This window comes from Bradyrhizobium sp. USDA3516 (assembly GCF_057651995.1).
Window position 1 is genome coordinate 630,141 of record NZ_JBYGYN010000003.1, and the last position, 17,215, is coordinate 647,355.

Genomic DNA, 17,215 nt, shown 5'->3' on the forward strand with positions numbered 1-17,215 from the left:
GCTCTTGGCTATTCGCTGTTGCCGCAATCATGCCGCATGCGCAAGAGCGCAGCAAGCGCAGGTGCGATGCGCGCACGATTACCGCGCATGTTTTCCGCAAAGCGGAATGGTGAGACGACGCAAACTGCATCTCCGCCGTCATTGCGAGCGCAGCGAAGCAATCCAGAATCTTTCCGCAGAGGCAGTCTGGATTGCTTCGCTGCGCTCGCAATGACGGAGTATGACGAAGCCTCTTCGCGCTTCACTACGCATGAGGTATGGTTGCCGCACAACGCAACCTCTCCGGGTCACGTGACGCGACTGCTTTATCTCATCGTCGTATTCGTTCTGGTCGCATCAGGCCGCGCATTCGCCGCACCCTGCCAGTTCGAGTCCCAAGGCGAAGGCCGCGTTGCTGCCATCGTCGATGCGCGCAGCGTGCGGCTCGATGACGGGCGCGAGATCCGCCTCAGCGGCATCGCGCCGACCGCGACCACGAAGCAGGCGCTGACCTCGCTCCTCGCCGGCCGCGACGTGATGCTGCGGGGCGCCGACGATACGCCCGATCGCTACGGCCGCCAGAGCGCGCTGGTCTTCATCGGCGAAAGCGACATCACGGTGCAGGCCATGCTGCTCGCCCGGGGCGATGCCATCGCCTCCGCCGAGATCGGGGACAAGGACTGCGCGGCCGCCCTGATGGCGTCCGAAGCATCGGCGCGGCGCCAAAAAATGGGCAGCTGGGCTGACCCGTCGGCCATAAAAAACGCGGAAAGTCCGGACGATATTTTGGCGGAGATCGGGCGCTTTACGGTGGTCGAGGGCAAAGTCCTGTCGGTCCGGCAAGCTGGGGCAACGACCTACCTCAACTTCGGACGAAACTGGACACGCGGCTTTGCCGTGACTATTTCAAAGCGCACGCTAGCGGCGTTCGAGAGCGCCGGTATGGCCCTTAAGTCCCTGGAAAGTCGGCGTATTCGCGTTCGGGGCTGGGTTGAGGGGAATACGGGGCCGCGGATCGATGTGCGCTCCGTGGGGCAGATCGAGTTGCTGGGCGCAAACGAGCCGACAGGGGTAAGGCCTTAAAACAGGCCAGGCACGGGTTAAGCGACGTGAATGGGGTGCTAGAACGGCACGGACTGGGCGATTGCCGCCGCCTGCGGGCTGCGCCGGCCGCGCTTTGCCTTGTGCTGGGCGGACTTCTCGCCGGCTGCGGCGATATGGGCCGGTTCCAGACTGCGGCGACCCCACCGGCCGTGGCGATGCCGAAGCCGAAGCCCGCGGTCGCCCAAACCCCGGCCACCGAGAAGGAGCACGAGCGCATCCTGGCGAGCTATGGCGGGACCTATGACGATCCCAAGCTCGAAGCGCTTGTCAGCAAGACCGTCGACCGGCTGGTCGCGGCCTCCGATCGGCCCGACCAGGGCTACAAGGTCACCATCCTCAATTCCGGGGCGGTGAACGCCTTCGCGCTGCCCAACGGCCAGCTCTATGTCACGCGCGGCCTGCTTGCGCTCGCCAGCGACACCTCCGAACTGTCCTCCGTGCTCAGCCACGAGATGGCGCATGTGCTGTCCAAGCACGCGGCGATGCGCGAGGACCAGGCCCGCCAGGCCGCGATCGTCACCCGCGTCGTCACCGACATGAGCAACGATCCCGACCTCACCGCGCTGGCGCTGGCCAAGACCAAGCTCACCATGGCGAGCTTCTCGCGCAAGCAGGAGTTCGAGGCCGACGGCATCGGCGTCGGCATCTCCGCCAAGGCGCATTTCGACCCTTACGGCGCGGCGCGCTTCCTGTCCGCAATGGAGCGCAATGCCGAGCTGAAGGCCGGCAAGAGTTCGCTCGATCCGCGCGCGCAGGACTTCACCTCGTCGCATCCGGCAACTCCGGAACGCGTGCAGAACGCGCAGAATATCGCCCGCCAATACGCGGCGCCCGAAGGCGCCGAGCGTGATCGCGAAAGCTATCTCGCCGCGATCGACAACCTCGTCTATGGCGAAGACCCCAGCGAAGGCTTTGTCCGCGGCCGACGCTTCCTGCATCCGAAGCTCGGCTTCACCTTCCAGGCGCCGGACAATTTCACGCTCGACAACACCGCGCAGGCCGTGATCGGCGTGCGCGAGGGCGGCGCGCAGGCGATGCGCTTCGACGTCGTGCGCGTGCCGGCGGAGCAGTCGCTCGGCGACTATCTCAACTCCGGCTGGATGGAAGGCGTCGAGAAGGCCTCGACCGAGGACCTCACCATCAATGGTTTTCCGGCGGCATCCGCCACCGCCAAGGGCGACCAGTGGCAGTTCAAGGTCTATGCGCTGCGCTTCGGCAGCGACGTCTATCGCTTAATCTTCGCGGCACGGCAGAAATCGACCGAGAGCGAGCGCAATGCGCGCGAGACCGTCAACTCGTTCCGCCGCCTGACGCTGGAGGAAATCCAGGCCGCGCGCCCGCTGCGCATCAAGGTCATCACCGTGCAGCCGGGCGACACCGTGGAGTCGCTCTCCCACCGCATGGCCGGCGTCGACCATCCCGCCGAGCGCTTCCGCGTGCTGAACGGCCTCGATCGCACCGCGCAGGTGAAGGTGCGCGACCGCGTCAAGATCGTGGCGGACTGAGGCATCGCTAGGCGCGCGCCGTCCCGGATAGACGCGGCTTTCCCCGCACCATGATCAGCGCCGCAGCCATCACCTCCAGCGCGATGCAGAGATAGAAGGGCAGCGCATAGCCGCCGGAGAGATCGCGCAGGAAGCCGACCACGCCGGGGCCGAACGCGTAGGTCACCTGGTTGATGGCGGTGTTGAGGCTGATCAGCACGCCGAAGGCGGCGGAATCGAACTCCTGCTGCACGATGAGCGAGGGCAGCGTGATGAGGTTGCCGACCGAAAAGCCGAACACGGCGCAGGCCGCGATCAGCACGAAATCGTTGTGCAGGTTTATGACCACGAGAAGCGCGGCGGCCTGGCTGAGGAACGACAGCGCGGACGCGAGGCGCTGATCCAGGCGGTCGATCACCAGCGAGAACAGCACGCGACCGACCACCGCCATCGCGGTCAGCACCGCGACGGCCACGGCGGCGCGCTCGCGTCCGATCACGGGATCGAGGAACGAGATCAGATGCACGATGAAGCCGACCTGGGCGAACAGCACCAGGGCGAAGGCGATCGTCACCGTGAGGAAGCCGGCGTCCCGCAGCGCCCAGGCGCGGATCTCCGTCGATGATTGCGGCTCCGCCTTCGCCGTCGCGCGCCAGCCGTGGCGATCGGGCGGGCTACCGACGAGAAGGAGGATGACCGGCACAAGCAGCACCAGCATGGCGCCGGCGGCAGCGTACATCGCACCGGCAAAGCCGATATGGCCGATCAATGCCACCAGCAGCGGCACGCCGGCGATGCCGCCGAAGCTGGCGCCATTGAGCGCGAGACTGATCGCCATGCCGCGCTTCTTATCGAACCACAGGCTGATCGTGTTGGTGATCATGGCCAGACTGGTGCCGGCCCAGCCGAAGGCGAGCACGGCATCGGCGAGGTAGAGCTGCCAGGGCTCCCGCACCGCGCCGATCGCGACCGCAGCGGCCGCCATTGCCAGCGTCCCGGCGATCAGGCTGAGCCGCGGGCCGAATTTCCGCACGGCCTCGCCGACGAAGACGACCAGCAGCGCGCCGAACAGGTAGAAGAACGTGGTGCCGGAGGAGATCAGCGAGGCCGGCCAGCCCCGCGCGCGCTGCAGCTCGGCGACATAGACGCTCTGGCCGTAGAAGCCGAGCCCCCAGCCGAAGGTCGCGAGCAGGAAGCAGACCGCGACGATGCGCCAGCCTTCGTAACGGAGCGAGGATTCGTCGGCCGCTGGGGTCTGAGGATTGTCGAGCATCTGTCTGCTCCTCACCGTCATTCCGGGGCGATGCGAAGCATCGAACCCGGAATCTCGAGATTCCGGGTTCACCCTTCGGGTGCCCCGGAATGACGGCAGAAATTGAAGGGCGTTGATAGCCTGATGAGCCTGTCCATGACGAGCATCATGTACCAAGCGCACTCCCGAAAATCATTTCGATCTGGATCGAAGCATCAACGCTGCTGACAACCTCCCGCCACTCACACCGCGTCCGGGAACTCGCCCATGGCTGCCTCCAGCCGCGCCTTGCGGCGCTTCGCCCAGGAGACCAGCGAGAGCACGGCAAGACCCAGCAGCACCGGCGGGAACACCACGAGGTTTACCGCGGACCAGCCGTAATTGGCGAGCAGCTGGCCCGACGAGAACGAGCCGATCGCCATCATGCCGAACACCAGGAAATCGTTGAAGGCCTGCACCTTGTTGCGCTCCTGCGGGCGATGCGTCTCCAGCACCAGCGCGGAAGCGCCGATGAAGGCGAAATTCCAGCCGACGCCGAGCACGATCAGCGTCGCCCAGAAATGCATCGCTGTGAGGCCGGAGAGACCGATTGTGGCGGCGCCCGCTTCCAGCAGCAAGCCGGCGGCGACGATCTTCGGGGCGCCGAAGCGCGCGATCAGCGCGCCCGTGAAGAAGCTCGGCCCATACATCGCAACGATGTGCCATTGCAGGCCGAAATTGGAATCGGACACGGACAGGCCGCACAGCTTCATCGCGAGCGGCGCCGAGGTCATGACCAGGTTCATCATGGGATAAGAGATGACGCCGCACAGCGCCGCCGCGATGAAGCGCGGCTGTGTCACGATCGTGAGCAGCGGCCGGCCACCATGCAGATCGGCCGGCGCGGGTTTCGGCATATCGACGCCGGCGACGATGCCCATCGCTACAAGCGCGACGGCGGCCTGCACCAGGAAGCTGAAGGCGAACAGATAAGGCTGCCAGACATCCATCGTCCATTGCACGAGCTGCGGACCGAGCACGCCGGCGAACACGCCGCCCGCCATCACCCAGGATACCGCCTTGGGCCGGTAGGCCGCACTGGCGCCATCGGCGGCCGCGAAGCGATAGGATTGCGCCACCGCGCCGTAGAGGCCGCCGAGAAAGGTCGCGAGACAAAACAGCGCGAACGAGCCGCGCAGGATCGCGAACGAGCCGAGCAGACCGGTGAGCGTGCCGAGGCCGGTGCCGACGACGAAGGCAGCGCGGCGGCCGAAGCGGCGCGAGATCGCGCCGGTCGGCAGCGTGCCGGCGGCGAGCCCGACCACATACATCGAGATGGGCACGGTCGCGAACGAGATGTCCGGCGCGAGCGTGGCGCCGACGATCGCGCCGGTGGCGAAGATCACCGCCGAATTGGCGCCGGTCAGCGCCTGCGCGGCGGCGAGGCGCACCACGTTGGCCCGCACGCGGGCATCGTCGGTGATCTCATTGGCGGCAGTCACGTCCAGCATCGGCATTTCCGCCCGAAGGGCTCTGTTGATTCGCGGCACTATGGAGGGGTGAGAGAGGGCCGGCAACCGGCGCAAACGGGCGCAGGCCATGCCCCTGACGCAATCGCCGGAACGATAGCGGCGCGCGAGCTTGACGGCTTGCGCTCGATCAAATCCTATCCGCCGCGATCTTCCCGGGAGTTACCTTCATGTCCGTCGACGATAGGCCCACGCTGCAAGCTCCCGACGACGATCCCTGGCTGTGGCTGGAGGAGATCGAGGGCCGGCAGGCGCTCGACTTCGTCGAGCGGCAGAACAGCCTGACACTCAGCGCCTTCGGCGGAAAGGCCTTCGAGCACGACCGCGATCTCCTTGCCGCGATCTACGACCGCTCCGACAACATTCCCTACGTCAGCCGGCGCGGCTCCGATCTGCACAATCTCTGGAAGGACGCCGCCAACCCGCGCGGCCAGTGGCGGCGAACCACGTTGGCCGAGTTTCGCAAAGCCAACCCGGCATGGGAGATCATGCTGGACATCGATCAGCTCGCGCAGGACGAAAACGAGGACTGGCTGCTCGGCGGGATCGCCAGTATGCCGGGGAGCTCACGCGTGATTCTGAGCCTGTCGCGCGGCGGCAGCGATGCCGTGACGCTGCGGGAATTCAACATGGCGACGAAGCGCTTCGTGGCGAACGGCTTTGCGCTACCGGAGGCGAAGGGCGGCGTCGACTGGCTCGATGCCGACACGCTGCTGCTGTCGAGCGCGTTTGGCGAGGGCATGGCGACGAGTTCGGGCTATGCGCGAACGGTTCGGCTGTGGCGGCGCGGCCAGGCGGTCGATCAGGCCGAGGTCATCGCCGAGACCAATGCCGATCACATGGTGATCTATGGCAATACCGACGACACCGGGCCGGCGCCGCGCGTGTGGATCGTCGACCAGATCGACTTCTTCAACCACGCGATTTGGCTGCGCGATGCGGCCGGCACGACGACGAAGCTCGATCTGCCGACCGGCATCTGGATGCAGGCCCATGGCGACTGGTTCGCGATGAAGTTGCGCAAGGACTGGGCGGCCGGGGAGCGGACCTACGCCACTGACACCGTGCTCGGCATCTCGCTGTCGGCGTTCCTTGCCGGCAGCCGCGACTTTGCGGTGCTGTTCGAGCCGGCGCCGCGGCGCGCCTTGCAGGGCCTGTTCTGGGCGGCGGGCAAGCTTGTGCTGTCGATCCTCGACGAACTGCGCCCACGCTTCGAGATTTGCACGCCGTCTGCGGCCGGCTGGAGCCGCGAGACGCTTGCCGGCCTGCCGCAAATCGGCGTCGTCGATGTCTGGACGCTCGATCGTCATCCATCCGAGAGCAACGGCGATCTGCTCGCCAATGTGCAGGATCCGCTGACGCCGCCCTCGCTGCTGCTGATCGAGCGCGGCGTCGCAAGCCCGATCGTGCTGAAGCAGGCGCCGAAGACGTTCACCGCCGATGGCCTCAAAGTGACGCAGCACGAGGCCATCTCCGTTGACGGCGAGCGCATCCCCTATGTGCAGACCGGACCCGCTGGCGAGACCGGCGATGCCCCGGTCTATCTGAGCGCCTACGGCGGCTTTGGTCTCTCGGTGAAGCCATACTACAATTCCTCGCTCGGCAAGCTCTGGCTGGAGCGCGGTGGCACGATTGTGCAGGCGAATCTGCGCGGCGGCGGCGAATTCGGCACGCGCTGGCACGATGCCGGACGGCTTGCCGGCAAGAAGCTCTCTCACGACGATTTCGCCGCGGTCGCGGCCGATCTCGTCCGGCGCGGCGTCACGCAGCCGAAACGCATCGCCGCGCAAGGCGGGTCGAACGGCGGCATCCTCATCACCAACATGCTGGTGCGCTACCCCGAGCGTTTCGGCGCATTGTTCTGCACCATCCCGCTGATCGACATGCGCCGCTACACCAAGCTGCTCGCAGGCGCGAGCTGGATCGCGGAATATGGCGATCCCGACAAGCCCGACGAATGGGAATGGCTGAAGACCTACTCCGCCTATCACAACGTCAGGGACGGCCAGTCGTACCCGCCCATCCTGATCGCGACGACGCGGCGCGACGACCGCGTCCATCCCGGCCATGCCCGCAAGATGGCAGCCAAGCTCCAAGCCATGGGCTATGAGGCATGGTTCTACGAGCCCGCCGCGGGCGGCCATGGCTACGGCAAGGACAACAAGGAGCGCGCCGGCTTCGAGGTGCTGGGTTATCGGTTCTTGAAGGAGAAGATCGGGTGGAAGGATGGCGAGGCGTGACGGCCTCTTGACTGCATCAGCCCAAGCCCGGCGGCCGGGTTCTTGCCTCTCCCGCTTGCGGGAGAGGCCGACGCGCTCGAAGAGCGCGGCGGGTGAGGGCTTTCTCTTCTCGGGGGTATCCCATCGCGGAGACACCCTCTCCCCAACCCTCTCCCGCAAGCGGGAGAGGGTGCGCACTACCGCTGCGGCTCAGCGCGCAAACACTAGCGTGAAATTATTCGCGGGCATTTCGATCGTATCGACGAGGCCGAGGCCTGCCGCCTTCGCGAGCTTCTCGACATCGACGACGTCGCGCACACCCCATTCGGGATTGCCCTCGCGCAAGGAGGTGTCGAACACCGCGTTGCTGAGCGCAGTGTGCTTGCCGTCGCGCTTGAAGGGGCCGTAGAGGAACAGCTTGCCGTCACGGCGCAAATAACGGCCCGCGCCGGCGAACAGGCCTTCGGCCACGGCCCAGGGCGCGATGTGAATGACATTGGCGCAGAACACGGCCGCGAGGCTGGTCGGACCCTGCCCGCTTTTCATTTCCGGACACCAGTCGGGATCGGTAAGGTCGATGCGCAGGGGCGGGCGGATGTTCGGCAGGCCCGCATGCACGCGCCAGGCTTCGATGCTCTTGAGGTGGCGCTGGTTGAGATCGCTCGGCCACCAGATCAGGCCGGGCGTGCGACGGGCGAAATGCACCACGTGCTGCCCGGTTCCGCTGCCGAGTTCCACGACGTTTCCTGTCGCATCCACGAGATGCTTTTCCAGCGCTGTCCAGATCGCTTCGTGATTGCGATGGAAGGCCGGCGCATCGAGCCGGCCATCCGGCTCGACCCGTCCGCCATCTCTGCCAAATTCGACCACATAATCAGCCAAGAGCCGTCTCCAAAAATGCGAACCAGAAAAAGGCCAAACGCCCGAAAACAATCTACGCGTCCGCGCCCATCGAATGAACGAACTAACTCGTCAGTTGCAATAGGGCGGATATTAACTTCATTTTGTCGCGTGCATAGTCTTGATTGTCAGGCGATGGCCTTTGTGCTTCTGAACAATTCCGCAAACGAGATCATCGAGACAACGTTCCGGGACGATGCCTTGATCGCTTTTCCTCGCATGCCCGCTCTGCTTGGCGCACTGGCCCTCCTGGCCAGCACGGCCATAATCCTGGCGGGGGCGCAATCCACCGTGGCGGAAGGCCAGAAGCTCGCCTTCGACCGCGGCAAGGGCAATTGCCTCACCTGCCACGTCATCAAGGGCGGCGACCTGCCGGGGACGATCGGACCGGAACTGAAGGACATCAAGGCCAAATACCCCGATCGCAGCGAGCTGGTCGCGATCATCTTCGATGAGACCAAGCGCAATCCGCAAACCATGATGCCGCCGTTCGGCCGGAACCGGATTTTGACCGAACAGGAGATCGACGCGATCGTTGATTTCCTGCAGACGCTGTAATCTCCGGCGGCCCCAGGAGACTTGAGATGACCACGACCCCCAAGCCTCATTCCGAGCCTCATTGGAGGCCTCATCCGACGCGGCGCCTGATCCTTCAGGGCGCCGCCTCCGTGGCGCTGCTCGGCCTCGGCAATCTGCCGTTCGCGCCCGCGCGCGCCGCGGCGAACGACAAATATCCGGAAGAGGCCTTCAGGCAGAAGAGCGAGGCGGATGCGATCAAGGCGCTCTACGGCAAGGCCGCCGAGCCGTCGGACAAGGTCAAGCTGGATGCGCCGGAGATCGCCGAGAACGGCGGCGTCGTGCCGATCTCGGTGACGACGACGTTGGACAAGGTCACCTCGATCTCGTTCTTCGTGGCGGAGAACCCGAACGTGCTGGCGGCCAGCTACAGGATTCCCGATGGCACGATCCCTGCCGTCGCCAACCGGCTGAAGATGGCCAGGACCACCAAACTGACCGCGATCGTAGAGGCCGACGGCAAGCTCTACAGCGCGACCAAGGAGGTCAAGGTCACCGTCGGCGGTTGCGGCGGCTAAATGAGGCAGTTCGACATGGCTTCCAGCATTCGCGTGCGCGCAACATCGAACGGCGACATCACCGAGGTGCAGGCGCTGATCCAGCACCCCATGGACACCGGGCTCGTCAAGGATTCCAAGGGCGAGTTGATCCCGGCGCATTTCATCCAGCAGCTGAAGTTCGAATGCAACGGCAAGGACGTTTTCGTCGCCGATTGGGGGACCGCGGTCTCCAAGGATCCTTACGTGAAGTTCAGCTTCAAGGGCGCCAGGAAGGGCGACGAGCTCAAGATCTCCTGGACCGACAACAAGGGCGGCTCGGATACGATCACCGCGAAGATCGCGTGATGAACGCCCGCATCCACCTCCTGCTTGGCTCGCTCGTCGCCGGGCTCGTCGCGTTCGCCCTTACCTCTCCGGACGTGGTCGCGGCCGACAAGGTCGATCCCGTCGCCGATGCCAGGGCGTTCCAGAACTTCTTCTTCCGGAAGTTTCCGAACGTGAAGCACGAGGATTTCGTCAACGGTCCTTATTCCATGAACGAGGACATGAAACGGCAGTGGCAGGAGAAGGAGGAATTCCCTCCTTACGAGTTCGCGCTCGAGGCCGGCAAGGAGATGTTCTCGACCCCATTCAGGAACGGCAAGACCTATGCCGACTGCTTCCCGAACGGCGGCATCGCCGTCCGCCAGAACTATCCGTACTTCGACAGCGGCGAAGGCAAGGTCATCACGCTGGAGCTCGCGCTCAACCGCTGCCGCGAGGCCAATGGCGAGGCGCCCTATTCCTACGTCAAGGACGAGATGGCCTCGCTCACCGCCTACATGACCTATACCTCGCGCGGCAAGCCGATGGACATCGAGATTCCCGACGATCCCCGCGCGCTGGCGGCGTACGAGAACGGCAAGCGCTATTTCTACACGCGGCGCGGCCAGATGAATTTCTCCTGCGCGAGCTGCCATGTGCAGAGCCCGGGCGAGCGCATCCGCGCCGAGACCCTGGCCCCGGCGCTCGGCATCCTCAACGCGATGCCGATCTACCGTTCCGAATGGAGCGGCATGGGCACGACCAGCCGCCGCTTCGTCACCTGCAACAGCCAGACCCGCGCGGTCCCGCTGGAGCCGCAGTCGGATGAATATCGCGACGTCGAATATTTCCTGTCCTACGTCGCCAACGGCCTGCCGATCTCGGGACCGGGATCACGGCCATGAAGCGGTCACTCAGCTTGGCCATGCTGCTCGCCTTGAGCCTTGCGCCATCCGCGCGCGCGGCGAGCGAGGCGGACTACGAGGCGGCCTATGCCGCCGCGGAAGCCGCCTCGAAGGAGGCGGCCGGCATGCGCAACCAGTGGACGGTGACCGTATCTGCGCTGGCGGCAGCGAAACGGGCTGCCGATGGCGGCGATTTCGACCGTGCGGTGGCCGCGGCGAAGGAGGCGGAAGCGCTGGCGAAGGCGTCGATCTTCCAGGCTACCTCCGAAAAAGAAGCCTGGAAGGCGATGGAAATCCGCTAGACTGCCCCGTGGTGAACGCAATCCCCACGAGAGGCGCGGAGAATTCTTGAATGGCGATCCGCCGCCGCGATTTCCTGAAAGGTTCAGGCCTTGCTGCCGCAACGCTCGGCATGCCACGGCTGGCCCGCGGCGCTGACGCCGCCAGCATCTACGACCTCCAACGGTTCGGCAATGCGCGGATCCTGCACATCACCGACACGCATGCGCAGCTCAATCCGGTCTATTTCCGCGAACCCAGCGTCAATATCGGCATCGGCGAGATGGCGGGACGGCCGCCGCATCTGGTCGGCCGGGCCTTTCTCGAGCGCTTCGGCATCCGCTCCGACAGCGCCGATGCCTATGCCTTCACCTGCTTCGAGTTCGAGAAGTCCGCAGGCCGCTTCGGCAAGCTCGGGGGCTTTGCGCATCTGAAGACGCTGATCGATCACCTGCGCGCCGATGCAGGCGAGAGGCGCTCGCTGCTCGTCGACGGCGGCGATCTCTGGCAGGGCACGGGGCTGGCCAACCTGATGCAGGGCCGCGACATGGTCGAGGTCGCCAATCTGCTCGGCATCGAGGCGATGACGGGCCATTGGGAATTCACCTATGGCGAGCAGGCGCTGCGCGACAATCTCGAACGCTTCAAGGGCGAGTTCCTGGCGCAGAACGTGTTCCTGACCGAGGAAGCCGCGTTCAACGACGCGCCCGCCTTCGACAAGGCCACTGGGCGCGTGTTCAAGCCTTCCGTCATCAAGGAGCTCGGCGGGCATCGCATCGCAATCGTCGGCCAGGCTTTTCCCTACACTCCGATCGCGCATCCCAGGAGGTTCACACCGGACTGGAGCTTCGGCATCCGCGAGGAGGAATTGCAGAAGCATGTCGACGTCTTGCGCGGCACCGACAAGGTCGATGCCGTCGTGCTGCTGTCGCACAACGGCATGGACGTGGACCTCAAGCTCGCCAGCCGGGTTACCGGCATTGACGTCATCCTCGGCGGCCACTCCCACGATGCCGTGCCGCAGCCTATGCCAGTGAAGAACGCGGGTGGCACCACGCTCGTCACCAATGCCGGCTCCAACGGGAAATTTCTGGGTGTGCTCGATCTCGCGCTCGACAGCGGCAAGGTCGGCGATGTCAGGTATCGCCTGCTGCCGGTCTATTCGGAGCTGCTGAAACCCGATCCGGCGATGGCCGAGCTGATCGGCCGGGTCCGTGCGCCGCACGTGGCCGACTGGTCGGAAAAGATCGCGACACCCGACCGGCTGCTTTATCGCCGCGGCAATTTTTCCGGGCCCATGGACGAGCTGATCTGCACCGCACTGCGTATCGAGCTCGATGCCGAGATCGCGCTGTCGCCGGGCTTCCGCTGGGGCGTAACCGCGCTGTCCGGCCAGGCGATGACGATGGAAGACCTGCTGGCGGAAACCGCGATCACCTATCCCGAGACCTATGTGCAGGAGATGACAGGGGCCCAGATCAAGGATCTGTTCGAAGACGTCTGCGACAACCTCTTCAACGCCGATCCCTACTACCAGCAGGGCGGCGACATGGTCCGCGCGGGCGGGCTCAGCTACACCTGCACGCCGGACGCTGCGATCGGCAGTCGCATCTCGGAGCTGAGGCTCGGCAGCGGCAAGGCGCTCAGCGCCAGCCACCGCTACAAGGTCGCGGGCTGGGCCTCGGTCAATGCCCAGCAGGGCGCGCCGGTGTGGGACGTGGTCGGCAAATATCTGCGCTCGGGCCGGATGCTTCAGGAGCGACTCGGCTCCGGCGTGACGCTGAAAGGGGTCGAGGGCAATCCAGGCATTGCGGGACTGGGATGATGCGGTCGCAGCTCCCCAGCCAGGATGATGCCGCCCGCAACAGAAATTTTCTAAATTCTGTTGTTCATGCAGTGAATTACTTCTCTTTCTGACCCGTATTATAGTAGAATCTTGGAAGTCAGTTCCAAGCCGGGTCCTGCCATGATCTTCCGACAGCTCTTCGACAGCGTTTCGGGCACCTACAGCTACGTCCTCGCCAGCCGCCCCGGCGGCGAGGCCCTGATTCTTGACCCTGTGCTGGAGAAGGTCGATCGCTATTGCCAGTTGCTGCGCGAGCTCGATCTCAAGCTGGTCAAGGCGGTGGACACCCATCTGCATGCCGACCACGTCACCGGCCTCGGCGAGCTCCGCGACCGCACCCATTGCATGACCGTGATGGGCGATCAGACCAAGGCCGACGTCGTCGCCATGCGGGTGGCCGACGGCGACAAGGTGACGATCGAGGGCCTGTCGCTGGACGTGATGTACACGCCGGGCCACACCGACGATTCCTATTCCTATCTGATGGGCGACCGCGTCTTCACCGGTGACACGCTGCTGATCCGCGGCACCGGCCGCACCGATTTCCAGAACGGCTCGGCGCGAGCGCAATACGATTCGATCTTCAACCGCCTCCTGAAGCTGCCGGACGAGACGATGGTGTTTCCGGCGCATGACTACAAGGGCGACACCGTCTCCACCATCGGCGAGGAGAAGCGCTACAATCCGCGGCTCCAGGTGCGCTCGGTCGACGAATATATCGAGCTGATGGCCAATTTGAAGCTGCCCAATCCGAAGATGATGGACGTGGCGATCCCCGCCAACATGCATGTCGGCCTGCATCAGGAAGAGCTGGAGAAGGAAGGCCGCGCGCTCAGCGCGATCGAGGCGATCCGCAGCCTCGGCCGGCCCGACATCCTGCTGGTGGACTTGCGCGAGACCAACGAGCGGACGAAGCACGGCATGCTCGAAGGCGCGCTGCACACGCCCTATCCGTCGGTCGAGGAGAGCCTCAAGCCCGGCGGCATGCTGCGCGAGGTCGCGGCGGCGACGGGGCGGCGCGTCGTGTTCTTCTGCGCCTTCGGCGAACGCTCGGCGATGGCCGTTGCGGCCGCAAAGGAGGCGGGGCTTCTCAACACCGCGCATATCGCCGGAGGCATCGATGCCTGGAAGAAGGCTGGCGGGCCGGTGGTGCACTGACGGCCTCGTCGACCCCTTGAGATAAATCAGGCGCCGCACATATTTGGCAGGTAGATTCGGATGCAGCATCACCATCCGGGACCAGCCATGGCCAAGACCGGCAAGCCGAGCGAGCCGCCCAAGATCACCGAGAACAAGCCCGCGGACGACAAGGCGAAGAGCGCCCCGCGCCGGCACGAGACCGATGACGACGATTACGAAGACGGCGACATCGCAACGCCGAAGCGCGACCGCTATGGCCCGGATGACGAGCCATTCTGAGGATGCAGCTCCGCCTTCGTTCCTGCGCATGTCCCCACCCGCACTAGCTGCCATGCGCCTGCGTTCATGGACAAATAACCGCCCGCCCCGATAGTTTGCCGGTCCATCGGGAGTGAAACGGAACTGCAATGGTCGACGTTCTCGCCGCACCGCAACAAGGCAAGTCGGACAGTGCGCTGCGCACGCTGACGGGAATCTCGATCGCGCATTGGGTCAGCCATTTCCATCTGCTGGTCCTGCCGATGCTGTTTCCGTTCCTGAAGGAGAAGCTCGGCGTCGGCTATGTCGAGCTCGGTTTCTCGCTGACCACGCTCGCCGTCGTCTCCGGCCTGACGCAGGCGCCGACCGGCTACCTCGTCGACCATCTTGGCGCACGCAAGATCCTGCTGATCGGGCTGACGCTCGGCGGCTGCGCGCTGATCCTGCTCGGTCTGCATCTCAGTTACGTCGCGCTGATCGCCTGTGCCGTGCTGCTCGGGCTCGCCAACAGCGTCTATCACCCCGCCAATTACGCGATCCTCGCCGAGCACATGGACGAGGCGCGGATGGGCCGCGCCTTTTCGGTCCACACCTTCGCCGGCTATCTCGGTGGCGCGGTGACGCCGGCGATCGTGGCGGCGCTGGTCACGGTGTGGGGCGGCGTCGGCGCACTGATCGCCTCGGGCGCGGTGGCCGTTCTGGTGGCGATGCTGCTGATCGCCATGGGCATTCCGGAGGCCGGCGCGCACAAGAAGAAACCAGGCAGCGCAAGCGCGCCGAAGCGGGCCGTGATCACGCCGGCGCTGATCACGCTGACCGCGCTGTTCATGCTGCTCAGCCTGTCGGTCGCCGGTATCAACAATTTCGGCGTGGTGGCGCTGATGAGCGGCTACGGCACGTCCTATTCGATCGCCAACGTCGCGCTGACCGCGTTTCTCGCCGCAAGCGCCGCGGGCGTGCTCGCCGGCGGCTTCCTCGCCGACCGCACCGAGCGTCACGGCTATGTCGCGGCGGCCTGCTTCGCCGCGAATGCGGCCATCGTGCTGCTGATCGCGCTGGTGACGCTGCCGGGCTGGGCCCTGACCGCGACGATGGCGACCGCAGGTTTCCTCTCCGGCGTGATCGCGCCTTCGCGCGACATGCTGGTGCGCAATGCCGCGCCTCCGGGTGCCGCCGGGCGCGCCTTTGGCATCGTCTCCACCGGCTTCAACCTCGGCGGCATCGTCTCACCGCTGCTGTTCGGCTGGATCATGGATCAAAGCGCGCCGCACTGGGTGTTCGGCGCGTCCGTGATCTTCATGGTCGCGACGGTGGTGCTGTCGCCGTTCACGGAACGGAAGCGGGAAGCTTCTGGGAATTGAGCGTCCGCCACTTACGTCGGCGACACCGCGCCCTTCAGCGCCGTGCCCGGCGCCGTCACGCCACGCGTCAGCCTGGCCTTCTCCGTGTTCGGCCACAGCAGCAGCAGGCCGATGACGCCGGAGCCGATCATGACAACCGCGTTGATGGTGAAGCCGGTCAGGTAGCCGTCGAGCATGCTGCCGGCGCGCTGGATCACGGTGCCCATCACGCTCGGCGCGATGATGCCTGAAAGCGTGTAGAGCGCGCCGTAGATCGCGAGCACTGCGCCGCGCTGCGAGGCCGGCGTGAACTCGCCGAGCATCGGCGGGCAGACCACGTAGATCGCGCCGCAGAGGCCGGAGCCGACGACGAGCAGCGCGATCTGCAGGCCGGCGCCCTCGACATGCGCCATCGCGGCGAGGATCAGGCCGCCGACAATGAGCGGCACCGAGCCGAGCACGCCGCGCGAGACGCGCGTGGTGTAGCCGCGGGCCATCATCACCTGCGAGATCCAGCCGGTGAGGAGAACGATGGTGGCGCCGAACACCCAGGGCAGGATCGAGATGAAGCCGGCCTGGCTCTGCGAGAAGCCAAGCCCCTTGACGATGAAGGGCGTGAACCAGGTGAGGCCGAGCGACAGCGCCCAATAAGCGCCGAAGGTCGCGACCACGCAGCCGAGGAAGGTGCGCGAGGTCAGCAGCTGCACATACGGAATCTTCGGCTCGGTGGCGGCCAGGGTCTCGGTATCCTCCAGGGGGCCTTCCTTGCCGAGCGCGAGCCAGGCTGCGACCCAGATCAGGCCGACGACCCCGAGCGCGCCGAAGGCGTAGTGCCAGGAATGATTGACGATGATCCAGTTCAGCGCCGGCACCGCCAGGATGACGCCGAAGGCCGAGCCCTGCGACAGGATCGCGGTCGGCAGCGTGCGCTTCTCATCGGGGAACCATTTATAGATGGCGTGCGCGGCGACCGAGAAGGCCGGGCCTTCGCCGGCCCCCAGCACGATGCGGCAGATCAAGAGCGTGGTGAAGGAGACCGTGCCGACCATCGGGAACTGCGAGACCGCCCAGATCACCGCCAGCGTCAACAGCACCCAGCGCGTCGGCACCTTGTTGACGATGAAACCGACCACGATGGCCGAGATCGAAAACAGGAAGAAGAACGAGGACCCGAGCAGGCCGAACTGCTCGGGGCTGAGCTTCATCTCGGTCATGATCGGCACGCCGGCGAGACCGACCACGATCTTGTCCGCGAAGTTCACCACCATGAAAAGAAAGAGGAGAAATGTAACAGTCCAGGCGCCCTTTGGCGTTTTGGTCGTCTTAGCCGCCACACTCGGCGTTCCCTGAGCGCTCATCATTCTCCCCGCATGTCTTTTTCGGCACTTTTTTTGATTTGGCCGTCTTGTTTGATTTGGCCAATTTGGAAGCTAACAGCGGCTTCAGGGCCAACGCAACCCCGGCATTTCCGCATCAGGTGTGCTAGGCAACATTCTCACCTCTCCCCACCGGTAAGAGGTCGATTTGCGCAGCAAATCAGGTGGGGGGTCTCGGGCCTCTTGAGAGACCGAACCCCTCATCCGCGCCTTCGGCGCGACCTTCCCTATGGGAGAGGTGGTGGA

Annotated in this window: 16 protein-coding genes; 12 read left to right on the plus strand and 4 right to left on the minus strand. The window is 65.2% G+C overall.

Annotation, left to right across the window (positions count from 1 at the left end; translation table 11 throughout):
• Window positions 1–210: 210 nt before the first annotated feature.
• A complete protein-coding gene (locus AC24YW_RS13245; RefSeq protein WP_487483139.1) occupies window positions 211–1,062 on the plus strand; it encodes a thermonuclease family protein in 852 nt (283 codons plus the stop codon).
• A 35-nt stretch (window positions 1,063–1,097) separates the two neighbouring features.
• Window positions 1,098–2,588: a M48 family metalloprotease gene (locus tag AC24YW_RS13250; RefSeq protein WP_487483309.1), complete on the plus strand. Its 1,491-nt coding sequence runs from the start codon at window positions 1,098–1,100 to the stop codon at window positions 2,586–2,588.
• A gap of 7 nt (window positions 2,589–2,595) precedes the next feature.
• Here AC24YW_RS13250 and AC24YW_RS13255 read toward each other — a convergent pair whose 3' ends face one another.
• Both AC24YW_RS13255 and AC24YW_RS13260 read right to left on the minus strand, forming a co-directional pair.
• Entirely contained in the window at window positions 2,596–3,840 is a 1,245-nt protein-coding gene (locus tag AC24YW_RS13255) for an MFS transporter (protein WP_487483140.1), read from the minus strand.
• 221 nt (window positions 3,841–4,061) lie between these two features.
• Window positions 4,062–5,309: an MFS transporter gene (locus AC24YW_RS13260; protein WP_487483141.1), complete on the minus strand. Its 1,248-nt coding sequence runs from the start codon at window positions 5,307–5,309 to the stop codon at window positions 4,062–4,064.
• A 188-nt stretch (window positions 5,310–5,497) separates the two neighbouring features.
• Here AC24YW_RS13260 and AC24YW_RS13265 point away from each other — a divergent pair, with 188 nt between their 5' ends.
• A complete protein-coding gene (locus AC24YW_RS13265; protein ID WP_487483142.1) occupies window positions 5,498–7,567 on the plus strand; it encodes a prolyl oligopeptidase family serine peptidase in 2,070 nt (689 codons plus the stop codon).
• 189 nt (window positions 7,568–7,756) lie between these two features.
• On the opposite strand, the gene AC24YW_RS13270 is transcribed toward AC24YW_RS13265, so the two are convergent.
• Window positions 7,757–8,428 carry a DUF938 domain-containing protein gene (locus AC24YW_RS13270; protein WP_487483143.1) on the minus strand — a complete coding sequence of 224 codons (672 nt, stop codon included), beginning with the start codon at window positions 8,426–8,428 and terminating at the stop codon, window positions 7,757–7,759.
• A 219-nt stretch (window positions 8,429–8,647) separates the two neighbouring features.
• On the opposite strand from AC24YW_RS13270, the gene soxX reads away from it, so the two are divergent.
• From soxX to AC24YW_RS13315, 9 genes are all read left to right on the plus strand, one after another.
• Entirely contained in the window at window positions 8,648–9,004 is a 357-nt protein-coding gene (gene soxX, locus AC24YW_RS13275; RefSeq protein ID WP_487483144.1) for a sulfur oxidation c-type cytochrome SoxX, read from the plus strand.
• Between the two features lie 26 nt (window positions 9,005–9,030).
• On the plus strand, window positions 9,031–9,540 hold the full coding sequence (soxY, locus tag AC24YW_RS13280) for a thiosulfate oxidation carrier protein SoxY (RefSeq protein WP_487483145.1): 510 nt from the start codon (window positions 9,031–9,033) through the stop codon (window positions 9,538–9,540).
• 15 nt (window positions 9,541–9,555) lie between these two features.
• Window positions 9,556–9,867, plus strand: a complete 312-nt coding sequence (soxZ, locus tag AC24YW_RS13285; protein WP_487483146.1) for a thiosulfate oxidation carrier complex protein SoxZ — start codon at window positions 9,556–9,558, stop codon at window positions 9,865–9,867.
• Window positions 9,867–10,730, plus strand: a complete 864-nt coding sequence (gene soxA, locus AC24YW_RS13290; RefSeq protein WP_487483147.1) for a sulfur oxidation c-type cytochrome SoxA — start codon at window positions 9,867–9,869, stop codon at window positions 10,728–10,730. The genes soxZ and soxA overlap by 1 nt, the downstream gene beginning before the upstream one ends.
• Window positions 10,727–11,032 carry a hypothetical protein gene (locus AC24YW_RS13295; protein WP_487483148.1) on the plus strand — a complete coding sequence of 102 codons (306 nt, stop codon included), beginning with the start codon at window positions 10,727–10,729 and terminating at the stop codon, window positions 11,030–11,032. Before soxA ends, AC24YW_RS13295 begins: the two co-directional genes overlap by 4 nt.
• Window positions 11,033–11,082: 50 nt before the next feature.
• The gene (gene soxB, locus AC24YW_RS13300; protein ID WP_487483149.1) at window positions 11,083–12,834 is read left to right on the plus strand and encodes a thiosulfohydrolase SoxB; all 1,752 of its coding nucleotides are present in this window, start codon (window positions 11,083–11,085) and stop codon (window positions 12,832–12,834) included.
• 141 nt (window positions 12,835–12,975) lie between these two features.
• Window positions 12,976–14,013 (plus strand): MBL fold metallo-hydrolase, encoded by a 1,038-nt coding sequence (locus AC24YW_RS13305; RefSeq protein ID WP_487483150.1) that lies wholly within the window; start codon window positions 12,976–12,978, stop codon window positions 14,011–14,013.
• An 87-nt stretch (window positions 14,014–14,100) separates the two neighbouring features.
• Window positions 14,101–14,274, plus strand: a complete 174-nt coding sequence (locus AC24YW_RS13310; RefSeq protein ID WP_487483151.1) for a hypothetical protein — start codon at window positions 14,101–14,103, stop codon at window positions 14,272–14,274.
• A gap of 128 nt (window positions 14,275–14,402) precedes the next feature.
• Window positions 14,403–15,614, plus strand: coding sequence for an MFS transporter (locus AC24YW_RS13315; RefSeq protein WP_487483152.1), 1,212 nt, complete (start codon window positions 14,403–14,405; stop codon window positions 15,612–15,614).
• Window positions 15,615–15,625: 11 nt separating this feature from the next.
• On the opposite strand, the gene AC24YW_RS13320 is transcribed toward AC24YW_RS13315, so the two are convergent.
• Window positions 15,626–16,951: an MFS transporter gene (locus tag AC24YW_RS13320; protein WP_487483153.1), complete on the minus strand. Its 1,326-nt coding sequence runs from the start codon at window positions 16,949–16,951 to the stop codon at window positions 15,626–15,628.
• Between the last annotated feature and the right edge of the window lie 264 nt (window positions 16,952–17,215).

Excerpts from the sequence above, each read along its gene's own strand:
- AC24YW_RS13255 (WP_487483140.1), bottom strand. The coding sequence starts at position 3,840 with ATGCTCGACAATCCTCAGACCCCAGCGGCCGACGAATCCTCGCTCCGT.
- AC24YW_RS13305 (WP_487483150.1), top strand. The coding sequence starts at position 12,976 with ATGATCTTCCGACAGCTCTTCGACAGCGTTTCGGGCACCTACAGCTAC.
- soxA (WP_487483147.1), top strand. The coding sequence starts at position 9,867 with ATGAACGCCCGCATCCACCTCCTGCTTGGCTCGCTCGTCGCCGGGCTC.
- AC24YW_RS13265 (WP_487483142.1), top strand. The coding sequence starts at position 5,498 with ATGTCCGTCGACGATAGGCCCACGCTGCAAGCTCCCGACGACGATCCC.
- soxY (WP_487483145.1), top strand. The coding sequence starts at position 9,031 with ATGACCACGACCCCCAAGCCTCATTCCGAGCCTCATTGGAGGCCTCAT.
- AC24YW_RS13310 (WP_487483151.1), top strand. The coding sequence starts at position 14,101 with ATGGCCAAGACCGGCAAGCCGAGCGAGCCGCCCAAGATCACCGAGAAC.
- AC24YW_RS13315 (WP_487483152.1), top strand. The coding sequence starts at position 14,403 with ATGGTCGACGTTCTCGCCGCACCGCAACAAGGCAAGTCGGACAGTGCG.
- soxB (WP_487483149.1), top strand. The coding sequence starts at position 11,083 with ATGGCGATCCGCCGCCGCGATTTCCTGAAAGGTTCAGGCCTTGCTGCC.
- AC24YW_RS13320 (WP_487483153.1), bottom strand. The coding sequence starts at position 16,951 with ATGAGCGCTCAGGGAACGCCGAGTGTGGCGGCTAAGACGACCAAAACG.
- AC24YW_RS13295 (WP_487483148.1), top strand. The coding sequence starts at position 10,727 with ATGAAGCGGTCACTCAGCTTGGCCATGCTGCTCGCCTTGAGCCTTGCG.
- AC24YW_RS13260 (WP_487483141.1), bottom strand. The coding sequence starts at position 5,309 with ATGCTGGACGTGACTGCCGCCAATGAGATCACCGACGATGCCCGCGTG.
- AC24YW_RS13245 (WP_487483139.1), top strand. The coding sequence starts at position 211 with ATGACGGAGTATGACGAAGCCTCTTCGCGCTTCACTACGCATGAGGTA.
- soxZ (WP_487483146.1), top strand. The coding sequence starts at position 9,556 with ATGGCTTCCAGCATTCGCGTGCGCGCAACATCGAACGGCGACATCACC.